16 protein-coding genes are annotated in these 16007 nt (G+C 66.4%); 7 read left to right on the top strand and 9 right to left on the bottom strand.

Going from position 1 to position 16007, the window contains the following annotated elements:
- From L6Q67_RS07775 to L6Q67_RS07765, 3 genes are all read left to right on the top strand, one after another.
- Window positions 1-93: F0F1 ATP synthase subunit gamma (locus tag L6Q67_RS07775; RefSeq protein WP_296567753.1), on the top strand; the 93-nt coding region annotated here is incomplete at its 5' end.
- A gap of 27 nt (window positions 94-120) precedes the next feature.
- Window positions 121-1497 (top strand): F0F1 ATP synthase subunit beta, encoded by a 1377-nt coding sequence (atpD, locus tag L6Q67_RS07770; protein WP_296567724.1) that lies wholly within the window; start codon window positions 121-123, stop codon window positions 1495-1497.
- A 61-nt stretch (window positions 1498-1558) separates the two neighbouring features.
- Window positions 1559-1984, top strand: coding sequence for a F0F1 ATP synthase subunit epsilon (locus L6Q67_RS07765; protein ID WP_296567722.1), 426 nt, complete (start codon window positions 1559-1561; stop codon window positions 1982-1984).
- 78 nt (window positions 1985-2062) lie between these two features.
- On the opposite strand, the gene L6Q67_RS07760 is transcribed toward L6Q67_RS07765, so the two are convergent.
- Genes L6Q67_RS07760 through L6Q67_RS07750 form a run of 3 tightly spaced genes read right to left on the bottom strand, consistent with a single transcriptional unit; the run spans window position 2063 to window position 3870 of the window.
- Window positions 2063-2635: an SCP2 sterol-binding domain-containing protein gene (locus L6Q67_RS07760; protein ID WP_296567721.1), complete on the bottom strand. Its 573-nt coding sequence runs from the start codon at window positions 2633-2635 to the stop codon at window positions 2063-2065.
- A gap of 14 nt (window positions 2636-2649) precedes the next feature.
- Complete coding sequence (ubiE, locus tag L6Q67_RS07755; protein ID WP_296567719.1) at window positions 2650-3387, bottom strand: bifunctional demethylmenaquinone methyltransferase/2-methoxy-6-polyprenyl-1,4-benzoquinol methylase UbiE; 738 nt, start codon at window positions 3385-3387, stop codon at window positions 2650-2652.
- Window positions 3388-3444: 57 nt separating this feature from the next.
- Complete coding sequence (locus L6Q67_RS07750; protein ID WP_296567717.1) at window positions 3445-3870, bottom strand: DUF971 domain-containing protein; 426 nt, start codon at window positions 3868-3870, stop codon at window positions 3445-3447.
- Between the two features lie 168 nt (window positions 3871-4038).
- Here L6Q67_RS07750 and phoB point away from each other — a divergent pair, with 168 nt between their 5' ends.
- Entirely contained in the window at window positions 4039-4749 is a 711-nt protein-coding gene (gene phoB / locus L6Q67_RS07745; protein WP_296567715.1) for a phosphate regulon transcriptional regulator PhoB, read from the top strand.
- A 3-nt stretch (window positions 4750-4752) separates the two neighbouring features.
- A complete protein-coding gene (gene phoR / locus L6Q67_RS07740; RefSeq protein ID WP_296567713.1) occupies window positions 4753-6099 on the top strand; it encodes a phosphate regulon sensor histidine kinase PhoR in 1347 nt (448 codons plus the stop codon).
- A gap of 15 nt (window positions 6100-6114) precedes the next feature.
- On the opposite strand, the gene L6Q67_RS07735 is transcribed toward phoR, so the two are convergent.
- From L6Q67_RS07735 to L6Q67_RS07725, 3 genes are all read right to left on the bottom strand, one after another.
- A complete protein-coding gene (locus L6Q67_RS07735; protein WP_296567711.1) occupies window positions 6115-7725 on the bottom strand; it encodes a hypothetical protein in 1611 nt (536 codons plus the stop codon).
- Window positions 7726-7742: 17 nt separating this feature from the next.
- A complete protein-coding gene (locus tag L6Q67_RS07730; RefSeq protein WP_296567709.1) occupies window positions 7743-8186 on the bottom strand; it encodes an HIT family protein in 444 nt (147 codons plus the stop codon).
- Window positions 8187-8313: 127 nt separating this feature from the next.
- Window positions 8314-9123 carry a class II glutamine amidotransferase gene (locus L6Q67_RS07725; RefSeq protein WP_296567708.1) on the bottom strand — a complete coding sequence of 270 codons (810 nt, stop codon included), beginning with the start codon at window positions 9121-9123 and terminating at the stop codon, window positions 8314-8316.
- Between the two features lie 120 nt (window positions 9124-9243).
- Here L6Q67_RS07725 and L6Q67_RS07720 point away from each other — a divergent pair, with 120 nt between their 5' ends.
- Window positions 9244-10056: an NAD-dependent deacylase gene (locus L6Q67_RS07720; protein ID WP_296567706.1), complete on the top strand. Its 813-nt coding sequence runs from the start codon at window positions 9244-9246 to the stop codon at window positions 10054-10056.
- A gap of 71 nt (window positions 10057-10127) precedes the next feature.
- Window positions 10128-13484 carry a DEAD/DEAH box helicase gene (locus L6Q67_RS07715; RefSeq protein ID WP_296567704.1) on the top strand — a complete coding sequence of 1119 codons (3357 nt, stop codon included), beginning with the start codon at window positions 10128-10130 and terminating at the stop codon, window positions 13482-13484.
- Window positions 13485-13533: 49 nt separating this feature from the next.
- On the opposite strand, the gene L6Q67_RS07710 is transcribed toward L6Q67_RS07715, so the two are convergent.
- From L6Q67_RS07710 to L6Q67_RS07700, 3 genes are all read right to left on the bottom strand, one after another.
- Window positions 13534-14487 carry a D-2-hydroxyacid dehydrogenase gene (locus L6Q67_RS07710; protein WP_296567702.1) on the bottom strand — a complete coding sequence of 318 codons (954 nt, stop codon included), beginning with the start codon at window positions 14485-14487 and terminating at the stop codon, window positions 13534-13536.
- Between the two features lie 79 nt (window positions 14488-14566).
- Window positions 14567-15199 carry a cob(I)yrinic acid a,c-diamide adenosyltransferase gene (gene cobO / locus L6Q67_RS07705; RefSeq protein WP_296567701.1) on the bottom strand — a complete coding sequence of 211 codons (633 nt, stop codon included), beginning with the start codon at window positions 15197-15199 and terminating at the stop codon, window positions 14567-14569.
- Window positions 15200-15228: 29 nt separating this feature from the next.
- Window positions 15229-16005: an ABC transporter ATP-binding protein gene (locus L6Q67_RS07700; RefSeq protein ID WP_296567700.1), complete on the bottom strand. Its 777-nt coding sequence runs from the start codon at window positions 16003-16005 to the stop codon at window positions 15229-15231.
- Window positions 16006-16007: the final 2 nt, after the last annotated feature.

Raw genomic sequence — 16007 nt, 5'->3', positions numbered from 1 at the left:
ATCGGCGAACTACAACTGGTCTACAACAAGACCCGTCAGGCCGCGATCACGAAGGAACTGTCCGAAATTGTCGGCGGCGCAGCCGCGGTGTAACGGTTTAACAAGTTTGGGGAAACGACGATGAGTCAAGGAACGATCGTTCAATGCATCGGCGCCGTGGTGGATGTGCAGTTCCCGCGCGACGCGATGCCCAAGATTTACGACGCCCTCGAGTTGGCTGGTTCTGAACTGGTTCTCGAAGTTCAGCAACAGCTGGGCGATGGCGTTGTGCGTACCATTGCGCTGGGGTCTTCGGACGGCCTGCGTCGTGGCATGCAAGTTTCGAATACCGGCAAGGGTATCGCTGTGCCGGTGGGCCACGGCACCCTGGGCCGCATCATGGATGTGCTGGGTCGTCCGATCGACGAAGCCGGCCCGATCCAGTGCGACGAGCGCCGGACCATTCACCAGAAGGCTCCGAAGTTCGACGAGCTCTCTCCCTCCGTGGATCTGCTCGAAACCGGCATCAAGGTTATCGATCTGATCTGTCCGTTCGCCAAGGGCGGCAAGGTGGGTCTGTTCGGTGGCGCCGGTGTGGGCAAGACCGTGAACATGATGGAGCTCATCAACAACATCGCCAAGCAGCACAGCGGTCTGTCGGTGTTCGCCGGCGTGGGTGAGCGTACCCGTGAAGGGAACGACTTCTACCACGAAATGAAGGACTCCAACGTTCTCGACAAGGTGGCGATGGTGTTCGGTCAGATGAACGAACCCCCCGGCAACCGTCTGCGTGTGGCGCTGACCGGCCTGACCATGGCCGAGCGTTTCCGTGACGAAGGCCGTGACATCCTGTTCTTCGTGGATAACATCTACCGTTACACCCTGGCCGGTACCGAAGTGTCCGCGCTGCTGGGTCGTATGCCTTCCGCGGTGGGTTACCAGCCGACGCTGGCCGAAGAAATGGGCCGTCTGCAGGAGCGGATCACCTCCACCAAGGTGGGCTCGATCACCTCCATCCAGGCCGTGTATGTGCCTGCGGATGACTTGACCGACCCGTCCCCCGCGACCACCTTCCTCCACCTCGACTCGACCGTCGTGCTGTCCCGTGACATCGCTGCCCTGGGTATCTACCCGGCTGTGGATCCGCTGGACTCCACCTCCCGTCAGCTCGATCCGCTGGTGGTTGGCGAAGAGCACTACAACACCGCGCGCGGCGTGCAGCAGACCCTTCAGCGTTACAAGGAACTGCGTGACATCATCGCGATTCTGGGTATGGACGAACTGGCCCCGGAAGACAAGCTGCTTGTCGCCCGTGCCCGTAAGATCCAACGTTTCCTGTCCCAGCCGTTCTTCGTGGCGGAAGTGTTTACCGGTTCCCCCGGCAAGTACGTTCCCCTGAAGGAAACGATCAAGGGCTTCAAGACGATTCTCAGCGGTGAAGTGGACCATCTGCCCGAGCAGGCCTTCTACATGGTCGGCCCGATCGAAGAAGTCTTCGAAAAAGCGAAGACCCTCTGATCAATGCGACCATCGCCCGGCGGCGCTCCTGTAGCGCTGCCGGTTTGAGGAGGAATTAGCTATGGCAATGACCATTCATGTCGATATCGTCAGCGCGGAAGAGCAGATCTTCTCCGGTCTGGCCGAGTTCGTGGCGCTGCCCGGCGAAGCAGGTGAACTGGGCATCATGCCCGGCCACATGCCGCTGATGACCCGCATCAAGCCGGGTGCCGTGCGCGTCAAGGTCCAGAACCAGGCTGAAGAAGAGCTGGTTTTCGTGGCCGGCGGCCTGCTGGAAGTTCAGCCCAACCTCGTTACGGTTCTGGCAGATACCGCCATCCGTGGCAAGGATCTGGACGAGGCCAAGGCACTGGATGCCAAGCGCCTCGCGGAAGAAGCCTTGAAGAACCAGGGTTCCGCCCTGGAGTATGCAAAGGCCCAATCCGAGCTGGCTTCGGCACTTGCGCAGATCGCAGCCATCAACAAGCTGAAGAAGCGCGGCCACTAAGCACAACGGTTCGCTGTATTGCAAAAAGGGCAGTCCAAACGGGCTGCCCTTTTTGCATTTTGCGTGGTGACTACGGCCTTAGCGCGCGGATTCGAGTTTCTGCAGTCGCTTGTCGAGCCGGGCCAGATCATCGCGGAGGGCCGCACTTTCATTGGCCAGGTCTTCAAGGGCGTGGCGTTTGACCAGTACGGCCTGCTCTTCGCTCAGGTATTCGGCAAGATTTTCGACAACGTTGCGCGCAGTCTGCCGATGCCATCCAGCCACGCTGCGAACGACGCTGACACTTCGATGGGCAGCAATGTCACCGATCAGGCGTGACAGGGCTTCTTCACCATCCCAGCGCAGTTTGCGCAGCACGAAACCGAGGGTGTCTGCCAGATCGGCATTGCCACTGATGCGGATGTCGGCCATCAGCGCGTCAGGACCACCGATCAGCTTGGGCAGGCTGGCCAGGGGCAAGTCGAGAACGACATCGGGTGATGTCGTTGCCGCCTCGGTAAAGTAACCATCGCCATCGATGCCCAGCCCGAGCTCCAGCGGTTTGAGCACGAAAGCGGCGCTGCGGCCGGCAAAGGGGGCCAGCCTCTCCCGGGCCCAGGGAGCATCGCCGAGAACGTGGTTGAGGCCTGCGATGGCTGAGGAGGTGAGCATTCCGGTCCCCGAACTCAGAGTTTGTAGCCCCGATGCAGCGCAACCACGCCGGCAGTCATGTTGAAGTATTCGACCCGCGCCAGGCCCGCGGCTTCCATCAGATCCTTCAGGGATTCCTGGTCGGGATGCATGCGAATGCTCTCGGCCAGGTAGCGATAGCTGTCGGCATCCTTGGCGACCTTCTCGCCCATCATCGGGAGCAGCTTGAAGGAGTAGAAGTCGTAGGCCGGGGCGAGTGGCTTCCAGACTTTCGAAAACTCCAGCACCAGCAGACGGCCGCCGGGTTTAAGGACGCGGCGCATTTCGGCAATGGCGGCGTCCTTGTGGGTCATGTTGCGCAGTCCGAAAGCCACGGTCACCACGTCGAAGTGGTTGTCGGGGAAGGGCAGCTTTTCGGCATCGCACTGGGCGACGGGCAGCAGGAAGCCCTTGTCCACGACACGATCGCGACCACGGGACAGCATGGCGTGATTGATGTCGGTGAGCCAGACCTGGCCCGTGGGCCCGACCTTTTTGGCAAAGGCCAGCGACAGGTCGGCGGTTCCACCAGCGACGTCGAGCACCCTGTCACCGGCGCGGACACCCGCGATCTGCACGGTGAAGGCCTTCCACAGGCGGTGCAGGCCGAAGGACATCAGATCGTTCATCACGTCGTAGCTGGAGGCAACGGACGAGAAGACGCTTCTTACCTTGCCGGCCTTTTCGGATTCGGCAACCTTCTGGAAGCCGAAATGGGTGGTCTTGTCATTCATGATCGGGATACGGATCGGAATCGGAGGGAGTTGGCCCCCGGAGGGGCCAGCTGAAAATCAGTGATGGTGACCGCAGCCGCCGCCCTTGGGCGCCGGCGCGGGCTGCAGGGCGGGATCGCGGCTGCCGCCGGCCTCGGCGAGGCGCAGCAGGTAGGTCTGCCACAGATCGTCGTGGTTTTCACCCAGGTCGTAGAGGTAATCCCACGAATACAGGCCGCTGTCATGACCATCGGAGAAGACGGGCTTGATGGCGTAGTTGCCGACGGGCTCGATACGGGTGATGTCCACGTCACGCTTTCCCAGTTGCAGGACTTCCTGACCGACCCCATGTCCGCGGACTTCGGCGGAGGGCGAGAAGACGCGCAGGAATTCGAAGCTGAATTCGAACTTCCGGCCATCGTCGAAGCTCACTTCCATGATGCGCGAACGCTGGTGCAACTTGATTTCGGTGGGGACGGGATCGTCCTTGCGCAGGCCTGCCATGATGGAGATCCGGGATCTGAGTTCGTGATGGGCGAATGATACTAGAAGGTGGCTTTCCTGCCCTGTCGGGGAGCAAGCTGCGGCGCTGTTGCAGGCGCGTGACCTGTCATCAAAACTTCAAGTTGCTGCAATACACTGCGCCGGTCGCCAGAAATCACCGAGGTCTCCATGCCCGCCACCATCCTGCTTGTTGAAGACGAGCCTGCCATCCAGGAACTCATTGCCGCCAATCTGATGCGGGCCGGTCACCACGTGGTGCGGGCTGCCGATGCCGAAACGGCCCAGCGCATCGTGCGCGACGCCCTGCCTGACCTGATTCTGCTCGACTGGATGCTGCCCGGCATGTCCGGCGTCGAGTTTGCCCGGCGTCTGCGCGCCGAGGAGCGTACCCGCGGCATTCCGCTGATCATGCTGACGGCACGGGGTGAGGAGCAGGACAAGGTGCTCGGCCTGGAGTCCGGTGCCGACGACTACATCACCAAGCCCTTCTCGCCGCGGGAGCTGGTGGCGCGCATCAAGGCCGTACTGCGCCGCCGGGCCCCCGAGACCACCGAGGATCCGGTCGAGATGGGTGGATTGCGGCTGGACCCGGCCACCCACCGGCTGGCTGCATCGGGTAATCCGGTCACCCTTGGACCGACCGAATTCCGTCTGCTGCACTTTCTGATGACCCACCCCGAGCGCGTGCATTCCCGCGCCCAGTTGCTTGACCAGGTGTGGGGCGATCATGTCTTCGTGGAAGAACGGACCGTGGATGTGCATATCCGCCGCCTGCGCTGTGCCCTCGAGCCCAGTGGTCACGACAGCCTGGTGCAGACCGTGCGGGGGAGTGGCTACCGCTTTTCGACCCAGCAGGAATCTGCCGCCCCCGTGCGATAATTCATGTCAGTTCAGCCTGCTGAAGGGATGATGGCCATTCGGCCGGTCCGCTATATCTTCGTTGCAGCCTTCACCTACCTGGCACTCATTGCCCTTGCGGCATTGCTTGTCTGGGCTGTGTTCGATCCGCTTGCCGCGCTCCTCCTCTTTTCTGCCGGTCTTCTGCTGGCGGGTATCTATCACGTCCGCAACCTGCACAAACTGGTGAGCTGGCTGCGGACTCCCGTGGATGACTCGCCGCCCATGCCCCGCGCCGTCGGCATGTGGGATTACATCTTTGCTGATGTGAATAGCCGCGCGCGCAGTGCCAACCGTCGGCAGCAGCGCCTGTCTTCGGCCCTGGAGCGTTTCAGGGAAGCCAGTCAGGCCATGCCCCACGGGCTGCTGTTCCTGTCCAACACCCATACGATCGAATGGGTCAATCGGCAGGGAGAACAGCATTTCGGCCTGGAGCAGGCCCGCGACCAGGGCATGCCGATCACCAACCTGGTTCGCCAGCCTGATTTCGTCCGCTACCTCGAGGACGGCCATTACGAGGCACCGCTGATCCTGAACATTGGCCGGCCCCATCCCCGGATGCTGATGGTTCACGTGGTGCCCTTCAGCGAGGACATGCGTCTGCTGATGTCCGAGGACATCACCCAGGGTGAGCGCCTGCAGGCCATGCGCCGCGACTTCGTGGCCAACGTGTCCCACGAGATGCGAACCCCGTTGACCGTCGTCACCGGCTTTCTCGAGACCGTCATCGATGGGCTGGACGATCTGGAGAAGGACGACATCCGCCACTACCTGGGTCTGGCTTCCGAGCAGGCCGGGCGCATGCAGCGGCTGATCCAGGACCTCCTCACCCTGTCAGCCCTCGAAGCCGACGAGCCGATCCGCCACGAGGAAGCCGTGGATGTGGCCGATCTGCTTGAAGAGGTGCAGCAGGAGGCGCAGGTGGTTTCGGGGGGCAGGCACACCATCGAGCTCGATTGCAGCACCCACGCCCGCCTGCTCGGCAACGCCAAGGAGCTCTACAGCGCCTTTGCCAACCTGGCCATCAACGCCGTGCGCTATACCCCGGCGGGGGGGCATATCCGCATCAGCTGGCGTCAGCGGGGTTCCGTGGTGGAGTACGCGGTGAAGGATGACGGGATCGGGATTGCACCCGAGCACATTCCCCGCCTGACCGAGCGTTTCTATCGGGTTGATCGCGGCCGCTCCCGGGAGACCGGAGGGACCGGCCTCGGTCTGGCCATCGTCAAGCATGTGCTGAGCCGCCACCAAGGCGACCTGCTGATCGAGAGCGAGCCCGCCACCGGCAGCACCTTCACGGCCTGTTTTCCGGCCCGGCGCCTGGTGGATTGAGGCGGGCGACCGCGCTCAGGAAACGACCACCTCGTAGGTTGCCTGGTCGAAATTGGTACCCCGGGCCACCAGCGAGGTGAGGCGGATCTGGCGTGGCTCGCCGGTGTGCAGTTCGAGCACCTTGTCGGCATGGAACCACCCACCCGGCAGCACGATGCTGGCCGGAGCACGCATGGCCGCCACTTCGGGAAGCAGGAAGCCCTGGGCGTAGGGCTCGTGAGGGCTCACATTGAGGCCCGTTCCCCGGACGGCCACCGATGTCGGCAGACCTGTCAGCAGATGGATGCCGGCCATCAGGGTGCCATCGGGTTCATACATCAGCCAGCTCACCTGGCCGAGCAGGTATTGATTGCCGTCGCCGGGCTTGATGCCGACCAGCTGATGGTGCTCGATGCGCTGCCCGGGGTGTTTGCGCTGCAGCCGGAAACCCGACACCGAGTGATCGACGGTGGTCCATTCGTCGATGTGGAAACCCCGCCGCCTGACCTCGGCTTCGGCATCGATGATGGTCGGCACCTCGTCATCCACACGGGCGCCGAAGGTGATCACGTTGAGATCGTAGCGGCTGCCCATGGTCTGGCGCCGGTTGGGGGGGACGAACTCCTGCCCGGACACCAGCAGCCCGATGGCTTCCCAGTCGGTGCTGATGATGTTGCCGACCTTCTTGCTGTGCCGCGGAAAACGGCGGCCCGCGGCGGACATGCCCCAGGGTCGGTACAGGGAGACCAGCAGGCGGGCGCAGGCGGGCTGGGAGCAGTCGTCACCCAGGCCAAGGGAGGCCGGTGTGGTGCCCTGCTTGAATTCGGCCAGCATGGCCTTGATCTGGGCCGCCAGGCGGTGTCCGTCAAAACGTCGCATGCCGGGCCGGCTGCCGATCAGGGCGATGGGGCGCAGGCCGTGGTCTTCGGTCAGATCCAGGCCGTAGGCGCGAACGTCGTCCTTCTCCCATTCGCTCTGCATGATGCAGTAGGGGGCAAAACGCTGGGCCCAGCGGCAGATCCAGTTGAGCTCGCGCTGGTTGCGGCCGTAGGGATTGGTCAGATCTACCAGCAGCAGGGCGATGTAGGCCTCGTCGGGGCTCTGGGCCTTCCAGGTGTTGTTGAGGGGATCGATGACCCGGCTGTGGGCCACGCCCGTCCGTTCCGCTTCCAGATAGGCCGAATGCACGGCTTTCCACGCGCCCTGGGGCTCGGCCCGGTGGGCCCGGAAATACTCGATGATCACCTGGCCCAGATACTGGATGCGGCGCTGCGCCAGCAAGGGCCATTGGGCCCGGAACTCGTCGCTGCCGGCGCCGCTTTCCACCAGGCGCGCGTAGGCCGTGCTGAGGGCCGTCCACAGGCGTACCACCTGACGCAGGGTGGCGTCCTCGGCGCTGTCGGGAGGGAGCGGGTGGGCCGCATAGCGGGACGACATCTCGTGCTGCACGAAGGTGATCGTCTGGCGCGCCGACTCGAGGACTTCCAGCTGCTCTTCCGGCCCGAGGGGGCTGGCCAGCAGGCCCTCGAGCATGCGCACGAGGGTGGCGTGGCTCTCGGCGGCATTGAGGGTGTGGAGGTTGCGCAGCAGCTTGCGATACTGCTCCACGCTGCGCAGATCGGTGTAATTCTGGGGGCTGTCCGTCATGGGGCTATCCTCCGCGTTCAGCCGGAAAGGTGCTCGGCAACGGCATTGCGTATGGCCAGGGCGAGACGGGCGTCATCCACCTCGGGTGCCGGCGAGTTGCCCCCCTTGCGCTGGCTCTGCCCCCACACGGGCTGGGGGAAGTGGCGGTCGTCGAGGTAGCGCGGAATCACGTGCCAATGCAGATGCGGCACCACGTTGCCAAAACTGGCGAGGTTGACCTTCTCGGGCCGGAAGCACTCCCGCACGGCGACCTCGACTGCCATCAGGATGTTGAAGCAGTGGCGCTGTTCAGCGGGGGAAAGATCGCTCATCTCTGCCACATGCTCGGTCCACACAAGCCGGCAATAGCCGGGGTAGTCCGGATCGCTGACCCGGATCACCCGGCAGCTCGCGTCGTGCCAGAGTACGTTCTCCCACTCGGGGAAACACAGGGGGCAGTCTTTCGGGGCGCTTGTCGGCATGGATGTTTCGACCCGGGTTGGCGGTATCCGATGATTTTAGCCCGGATACATCGCAAATTTTCACAGCTGTCCGGCTGTGACGTAATTCATAGAAATTGTATTTTCAGGCACTTTTGACATCCTATCCTCAGCCAGGTGCCCGAACAAAAGCGCAGGTATCGGCGGGCCCCGCATCCACCGGTTCGCCGTCGACAAACAGCATCAGCGTACCGGGCGGGATGGTGGCCCAGTTTTCGTTGTCGGTCAGCGGCGTGGTGGCCACCACGGCCACCCGGTCGGCCGGGGAGGTCAGCTGGCGGAAATCCACAGTGATGTCCTGATCCTTCAGGTGGGCCTCGTCAAACGGCGCCTTGCGCACGATGTAGGTCAGCCGGGATGCGCAATGGGCGAACAGGCAGGTGCCGTTGGACAGCAGGAAGTTGAATTCACCGTGGCGCCCGATGTCGGTGGCGATGCGCCGGATGGCGGCGAAGAGCTCCGCCTGCGGGGGTTCTCCGTCGGGGAAGTCGCGGTTGAGGGTTTCCATCAGGTGGCAGAAGGCCCGCTCCGAATCGGTCTGTCCGACGGGCTGGAAGTCGCCGCGCTGATCGGGGCAGAAATCCTGCAGGTTGCCGTTGTGGGCGAACACCCAGTAACGCCCCCACAGCTCGCGCTGGAAGGGGTGGGTGTTCTCGAGGCTGATGAAACCCTGGGTGGCCTTGCGGATGTGGGCGATCACGTTGAGGGAGTGGATCGGGTAATTGCGCACCAGCTCGGCCACCGGCGAATGGGCGCTGGCCTTGGGGTCGAGGAAGACCCGCACGCCGCGACCTTCAAAGAAGGCGATGCCCCAGCCATCCCCGTGCACGTCGGTCAGTCCGCCGCGGGCCTGGAAGCCGGCGAAGGAAAAGCAGATGTCCGTCGGCGTGTTGCAGTTCATCCCCAGTAGCTGGCACATGTTCTTTTCGGCTTCCCCTATGGCCTGCGATCGTTGTGGCCGTCAGAATTGCAGTCTCGGCGTGTGTCGCCCTCGGGCGACGCACGTGTCACCCCGGAATTCTCCCGCAAGGGGCTCAGCATGACAAACGCCACCATAGCCGATTACGCCGACCGGATTGCTGCCGCAGGTCGCCTGCTGTCTGCCGCCAGGCGCATCCTGTTCATCACCGGAGCGGGTCTGTCAGCCGATTCCGGCCTGCCCACCTACCGGGGCGTCGGTGGCCTGTACGAAGGGGCCCTCACCGACATCGGGCTGCCTATCGAGCAGGCACTTTCCGGCGAGGTCTTCCGCTCCAGGCCCGACATCACCTGGCGCTACCTGGCGCAGATCGAATCCAGCTGCCGGGGCGCCCGGCCCAATGCGGGTCACTACGCAATCGCCCGCCTCGAAGCCCTGCACGGCACGGTGACCACCCTGACCCAGAACGTGGACGGCTTTCACCTGGAGGCCGGTTCCCGGGACGTCATCGAGATGCACGGCACCCTGCGCCGCCTGCGCTGCGTGGATTGCGGCCGTGTACGCCAGGTGGAAAACTATGCCGGCTTGTCCATCCCCCCCGAATGTCCTCACTGCGGCGGTGTCCTGCGCCCTGACGTGGTGCTGTTCGGCGAGAGCCTGCCCGATCAGGCCGTGCATCGCTTCGAGACCGTGCTCGCGGCAGGGCCCGACCTGATCTTCACGGTGGGTACCGGTAGCGCCTTCCCCTATATCGCCGGCCCGGTGCTGTGGGCCCTGGAAAACGGCGTGCCGACCATCGAGATCAATCCGGGCAGCACGCCCGTCAGCGAGCGGGTAGACATCCGCCTGCGTCTGCGCGCCGCCGAGGCCCTGCCGGCCATCCTCGACGCCGCCGGTTTTTCGCTGGACAGCGGCCGCGACGCCAGCGCCTGAGTCTCCCGGGCTGGTTTCGCTGCAGCGCCGCAAAGCCTAGAATCGGGGGTTTTCTCTGCCCGGCCGCCGGCATGGATCTCCCCCGCCTTCTTGCCCAGCTCGACGACGCCCTCCTCGGCGAGTTGTTCTCCGCCAGCTCCCTCAGCCGGGCCCGTACCTACGTGGGGCGGGTGCGCCACATCGAGATGGCGGGCAACCAGCTCCAGGCCCAGGTCCAGGGGACCGAGCCGGTACCCTACCGGGTATCGGTGCGGATCGAGCGGCGGGAGTTCTTCGGCCAGGGCAGTATCGAGCTGGCGACTCGCTGCACCTGCCCGGTCGGCAACCGCTGCAAGCATGCGGCTGCCCTCATTCTCGCCGCCCGCCGCCCGGGTGCCCTGGTGGACAAGCCCCGCGCCGAGATCCTCGCCTGGGCGCGCAGCCTGCGTGACCGGGTGGACAAGGTTGGCAAGGCGAAGAAGGCCGCCGCCCCCAAGGAAGCCATCTTCTACCTCTGTTCGGTGATCAGCCTGCCCACGGGCGACGAGCTGGAGTTCAGCCTACTCAAGGCCCGGGTGGGGGCCGACGGCGGCCTCACCAGCCTGGCCGGTGAATGGTCCAACTACGAACAGGCCCTGCTGCGCCCCCCCGGTTTCGTGCGCGACGAAGACCTCAACGTGTTCCGTCTGCTGCGCGAGACCAACCGGCGCACCGGCGGCTATGGCTGGCCCCATCTCCATGGCAGTGCCGGCCTGGCCCTGCTGGATGCGGCGGTCGCCACCGGCCGGGCCTACCTGGAGGTCGAGGGCAACGGGCGGGTATCGCCCCTGCGCGCCGGTGCTACCCGCCCCGGACGCCTCGAATGGGTGCCCGGCGCGAACGGCGTCAAGGCGCGGGTTGCCACCGAGCCCCCTGCCACTCTGGTGGTGCGCACCGAGCCCCTGGCCTACCTGGATGTCGCCGTCGGCGAGGTGGGTCGTGTGCTGCTGGAAGACAGCACAGTGATTGCCGAGCTGCTCGCCCTGCCGGCCCTGGCCCCGGCCGAACTGCCGGTCATCGCCAACGCCCTGGCCGAAGTGGCGCCCGGCCTGCCTTCGCCCCAGGGCCAGCGGGCCGCTGAGCTGCCCCTGCTGGCGCTGCCCTGCCAGCCTGTCCTCAGCCTGGCCTCCCTGTTCTGCTGGAGCTGGCGCAAGCACCGGGGCTACGAAGCGGATTTCGGCGGCCATGAGTACGACGTGGCTACTCCGGCCTTCACTTACGGCGAGGCGCGTTTCGAGCCCGGCGCCACCAGTGAGCTGGCCAGCCTCCCCGATGGCCGGGCCGTCCGCGTGCAGCGTGACCTCGCCGCCGAGGAGACCGCCTGGAAGGCCTTTCTGGCCGCCGGCTTCCAGCCCCTCAAGCGTGGCTGGCTGATCAGTCCGGGCACCGTCACCGAAGGGCTTTACGGCCTGGAGAGCGAGGCCCACTGGATCCACTTCTTCTCCATCGTCGCCCCGGTGCTGCGCGCCGCCGGCTGGCACATCGACTGCCCCAAGGACTTCCGCCACCGGGTGCTGGTGGCGACGGGCTGGGAGGTGAACATCGAGGACAGCGACGAGGGCTGGTTCGAGGTGTCCCTGGGGGTCGAGGTGGATGGCCGGCGGATCGATCTGGCGCCCATGCTCCACGCCGTCTTCCGCCAGGACGCCCGCTGGCTCGACCCGAAGCTGATCGACGGCATCCCCGATGATGCCCAGGTGCTGGTGCAGCTCGACGACGGCGACCGGGTGGCCCTGGCCGCCGAGCGGGTCAAGCCCATCGCCCGCAACCTGGTGGATCTCTTCGACACCCCGTCCGCCACGTTGAAGGTGTCGCGCCTCGATGCCCCGCGCCTGGCCGAGGTGCTCGGGGACGGCTGGCGCGCCGAAGGCCTGGCCAGCCTGGAACGCTGGATCGAGCGCATCCGCGGCGCCGGAAAGATCAGGGCGGTGGCCGCGCCCAAGGGCTTTGCCCTGGATCTGCGCCCCTACCAGCTTGAAGGCCTGGCCTGGCTGCAGCACCTGCGCAAGCATGAGCTGGGCGGCATCCTGGCCGACGACATGGGCCTGGGCAAAACCGCCCAGACCCTCGCCCACCTGCTCACCGAGAAGCGCGGCCGGCGCCTGGGCAAACCCGCCCTGGTGGTGCTGCCCACCTCCCTGGTGTTCAACTGGCAGCGGGAGGCCGAGCGCTTCGCCCCCGATCTCAAGGTGCTCAGCCTGCGTGGCGCCGGCCGGGCCGAGGCCTTCGCCAAGATCCCCGAGCACGACGTCTGCCTCACCACCTACCCGCTGCTGTGGCGCGACCGGGAGCAGCTGGCCGCCCACGAGTACCACTCCCTGATCCTCGACGAGGCCCAGACCGTCAAGAACGCCGCCAGCCAGGCCGCCCAGGTGGTGCGCACCCTCAAGGCGAAGCACCGCCTGTGCCTCACCGGCACGCCCCTGGAGAACCACCTGGGCGAGCTGTGGAGCCAGTTCGACTTCCTGCTGCCGGGTTTCCTGGGCGACCAGAAGGACTTCACCGCCCGCTGGCGCACCCCGGTAGAGAAGCACGGCGACACCGTGCGCCGCGACCTGCTGGCCCGCCGCATCGCCCCTTTCATCCTGCGCCGGCGCAAGGAGCAGGTGGCCACCGAGCTGCCCCCCAAGACCATCGTGGTGCGTAGCGTCGAGCTCGAAGGCCGCCAGCGCGACCTCTACGAGACCGTGCGCGCCAGCATGGACCAGCGGGTCCGCGACGAGATCGCCGCCCGGGGCTTCGCCCGCAGCCAGATCGTCATCCTCGACGCCCTGCTCAAGCTGCGCCAGGTGTGCTGCGACCCGCGCCTGCTCAAGACCGACGCCGCCGCCAAGGTCAAGGAGCGGGCCAAGCTCGACCTGCTGATGGACATGCTGCCGGAGCTGGTGGAGGAGGGGCGGCGCATCCTGTTGTTCAGCCAGTTCACCGGCATGCTCGGCCTGATCGCTGCCGAGCTGACCACCCGGCGCATCGATTACGTGACCCTCACCGGCGACACCCAGGACCGGGAAACCCCCATCCGCCAATTCCAGGACGGTGAGGTGCCGGTCTTCCTGATCAGCCTGAAGGCCGGTGGCGTGGGCCTCAACCTCACTGCCGCCGACACGGTGATCCACTTCGACCCCTGGTGGAACCCCGCCGCCGAAAACCAGGCCACCGACCGGGCCCACCGCCTGGGGCAGACCAAGGCGGTGTTCGTCTACAAGCTGGTGGTGGCCGGCTCCATCGAGGAAAAGATCCTCGGCCTGCAGGAGAAAAAGGCCGAGCTCGCCGCCGGCATCCTCGCCGAGGATCACCAGGGCACGGTGAAGTTCGGCGAGGACGACATCCGCGCCCTGCTTGCGCCGTTGCCGGAGGTGAAGGGCGAGGGCGACGCCCCGAAGAAACGGGGCCGGCCGAAGAAGGCGTGAGGCGGGGCATACCCCTCCCAGCCCTCCCGCCACTGCCATGCCGGAGGCTTCACGCCACCCGGTTGCGCGCCTCGCCGGCCACGAAGGCCTCGATGTTGCCGATCAGCTGGTCCGCCAGGGTCTGCATGGCCTCCCGGCTGGACCAGGCCACATGGGGCGTGAGGATGAAGTTGCCGGCGTCCAGCAGGTCGGGGGCGAGCAGGGGGTTGTCCCGGGGGGGCTCCTCGCTCAGCACGTCGAAGGCGGCGCCGCCGATGTGGCCGGCCCGCAGGGCGTCGGCCAGGGCGGCTTCGTCCACCAGCCCGCCCCGGGCGGTGTTGATGAGCAGGGCGCCGGGTTTCATGGCGGCCAGTTCTGCCGCGCCGATCAGGTGCCGGGTGGCGTCGTTGAGGGGGCAGTGCAGGCTGATCATGTCGGCCTCGCGGATCAGCGTGTCGAAAGCCACGTAGCCCTCGCGCAGGCTGTCGGCGCCCTTGCGTTCGCCCCGGATCACCCGCATGCCGAAAGCCTCGGCGAGGCGGGCCACGCCTTCACCCAGGCTGCCGCTGCCGAGCAGGCCCAGCGTGCGGCCGTGGAGGTCGCGGATCGGGTAGTCGAAATAGCAGAACTGTTCGCTCTGCTGCCAGCGCCCGGCGGCCACCGAGCGGTGGAAGGGGCCGATCTGCCGGGACAGGGCCAGCAGCAGGGCCAGGACGTGCTCGGGTACGGTCTCGCGGGCGTAGCCGCGCACGTTGGAGACGACGATGCCCCGGGCGCGGCAGGCTTCCAGGTCGATGTTGTTGTAGCCGGTGGCGGCGATGGCCACCATCTGCAGCTGCGGCAGGCCGGCGATGATGTCGGCGGTGAGCAGGCGCTTGTTGACGATGGCGATGGTGGCGTCGGCCAGGCGGGCCGCCACGTCTTCCTGCCGGGTGGCGTCGTGCTCGACCCAATCGTGGGCAAAGGCGGGGCGGCGGACGTTGGCGATCAGGGCGCCGGCTTCGAGGGTGACGATGCGGTGCATGGTGGGGCCGGAGTGGGGAAGGGCGCCCAGCTTAGCGCGTCCCGGCCCCGGCCCTGAACCGGGGTTTACCGCAGGCGGGTCAGAACTCCACCCCGGCCTGGGCGGCAATGCCGGCCTTGAAGGCGTGCTTGACCACGCCCATCTCGGTTACCGTGTCGGCGGCCTCGATCAGGGCCTCGGGGGCACCGCGGCCGGTGACGATGACGTGCTGCATCTCGGGGCGGCTGTTGATGTCGCGGAGGACTTCGGCCAGGTCCAGGTAAGCGTACTTGAGGGCGATGTTGAGCTCGTCGAGGACCACCAGGCCGATCTCGGGGTCGTCCAGGAAGCGCCGCGCCTGCTCCCAGCCGGCCTTGGCGCTGGCGATGTCGGCGCTGCGGTCCTGGGTGTCCCAGGTGAAGCCGTCGCCCATCACGTGCCAGCTCACCTCGGGCTGGCGGCGGAAGAAGGCTTCTTCACCGGTGTCGGAGCGGCCCTTCACGAACTGCACCACGCCCACCTTCATGCCGTGGCCGATGGCCCGGGCGAGCACGCCAAAGGCGGCGCTGGACTTGCCCTTGCCGTTGCCGGTGTTCACCAGCAGCAGGCCGCGGGTGTCGGTGGCGGCGGCGATGGCGGCATCCACCACGGCCTTCTTGCGCTCCATGCGGGCCTTGTGGCGGGCGTTGCGTTCGTTTTCGGTGGATGCGGGGTTCTGGGCGGGTGTGCTCATGGGGTGTCTCGGGTGGGGAGGGGGCCGGTTCAGACCGGCACGAAAAGGGTGTGCCCGCCGTCGGCGATGGCGCGCAGGGGGTGGCCGTAGGCAGCGGACAGGGTGTCGGTGGTGAGCACCTCGGCCGCGCGCCCGAAGACGTGGCCGCCCTTGCCGTCGAGCAGCAGCACGTGGCTGGCGTAGCGGGCGGTGAGGTTGATGTCGTGGAGCACCATGGCCACCCCTGCGCCCCCGGCGGCGAGGCCGCGGAAGTGGTCGAGCACGGTGATCTCGTGGTGCAGGTCGAGGTGTGACAGGGGCTCGTCGAGGAGGTACAGACGGGGCTGCTGCACCAGCAGCGCGGCAATGGCCAGGCGCTGGCGTTCGCCCCCCGACAGGGTGGGCACCTGGCGCTCGGCAAAGCCGTCCAGCCCCATGTGCGCCAGGGCGGTGAGGGCGATGGCTTCGTCGTCGGGGCTCTCCCAGTCCCAGCGGCCCAGGTAGGGGTGACGGCCCACCAGGGCGGTCTCGAGTACCGTGGCGCTGAAGAAATCCGGCTGGCTCTGGGCCAGCAGGCCACGCAGGCAGGCCTCGTGGCCCCGCGGCCAGGCGCCATAGGGCTGGCCCGACAGCAGCACGGCGCCGCGGGCCGCGTCGCGCAGGCCGGCCAGGGTGTGCAGCAGGGTGGTCTTGCCGGCGCCGTTGCGGCCCAGGATCACCAGGGTGTCGCCGGCCTGCAGGGTGAAGTCCAGATCGCGGCACACGTCGCGCCGGCCCACCTGGACGGTGAGGCCGTCGGCGGCCAGCACGGGGGGGCGGGCGTCCATCT

The sequence above is a fragment of the Zoogloea sp. genome (assembly GCF_023150065.1).
GTDB lineage: Bacteria > Pseudomonadota > Gammaproteobacteria > Burkholderiales > Rhodocyclaceae > Zoogloea.
The sequence above is the reverse complement of the archived record's forward strand: the minus strand, read 5'-3'. Positions and strand labels throughout refer to the sequence as shown.

Excerpts from the sequence above, each read along its gene's own strand:
- ubiE (WP_296567719.1), bottom strand. The coding sequence starts at position 3,387 with ATGAATGACAAGACCACCCATTTCGGCTTCCAGAAGGTTGCCGAATCC.
- L6Q67_RS07710 (WP_296567702.1), bottom strand. The coding sequence starts at position 14,487 with ATGCACCGCATCGTCACCCTCGAAGCCGGCGCCCTGATCGCCAACGTC.
- L6Q67_RS07700 (WP_296567700.1), bottom strand. The coding sequence starts at position 16,005 with ATGGACGCCCGCCCCCCCGTGCTGGCCGCCGACGGCCTCACCGTCCAG.
- phoB (WP_296567715.1), top strand. The coding sequence starts at position 4,039 with ATGCCCGCCACCATCCTGCTTGTTGAAGACGAGCCTGCCATCCAGGAA.
- L6Q67_RS07750 (WP_296567717.1), bottom strand. The coding sequence starts at position 3,870 with ATGGCAGGCCTGCGCAAGGACGATCCCGTCCCCACCGAAATCAAGTTG.
- L6Q67_RS07725 (WP_296567708.1), bottom strand. The coding sequence starts at position 9,123 with ATGTGCCAGCTACTGGGGATGAACTGCAACACGCCGACGGACATCTGC.
- L6Q67_RS07715 (WP_296567704.1), top strand. The coding sequence starts at position 10,128 with ATGGATCTCCCCCGCCTTCTTGCCCAGCTCGACGACGCCCTCCTCGGC.
- L6Q67_RS07720 (WP_296567706.1), top strand. The coding sequence starts at position 9,244 with ATGACAAACGCCACCATAGCCGATTACGCCGACCGGATTGCTGCCGCA.
- L6Q67_RS07730 (WP_296567709.1), bottom strand. The coding sequence starts at position 8,186 with ATGCCGACAAGCGCCCCGAAAGACTGCCCCCTGTGTTTCCCCGAGTGG.
- cobO (WP_296567701.1), bottom strand. The coding sequence starts at position 15,199 with ATGAGCACACCCGCCCAGAACCCCGCATCCACCGAAAACGAACGCAAC.
- L6Q67_RS07765 (WP_296567722.1), top strand. The coding sequence starts at position 1,559 with ATGGCAATGACCATTCATGTCGATATCGTCAGCGCGGAAGAGCAGATC.
- L6Q67_RS07735 (WP_296567711.1), bottom strand. The coding sequence starts at position 7,725 with ATGACGGACAGCCCCCAGAATTACACCGATCTGCGCAGCGTGGAGCAG.
- atpD (WP_296567724.1), top strand. The coding sequence starts at position 121 with ATGAGTCAAGGAACGATCGTTCAATGCATCGGCGCCGTGGTGGATGTG.
- L6Q67_RS07760 (WP_296567721.1), bottom strand. The coding sequence starts at position 2,635 with ATGCTCACCTCCTCAGCCATCGCAGGCCTCAACCACGTTCTCGGCGAT.
- phoR (WP_296567713.1), top strand. The coding sequence starts at position 4,753 with ATGTCAGTTCAGCCTGCTGAAGGGATGATGGCCATTCGGCCGGTCCGC.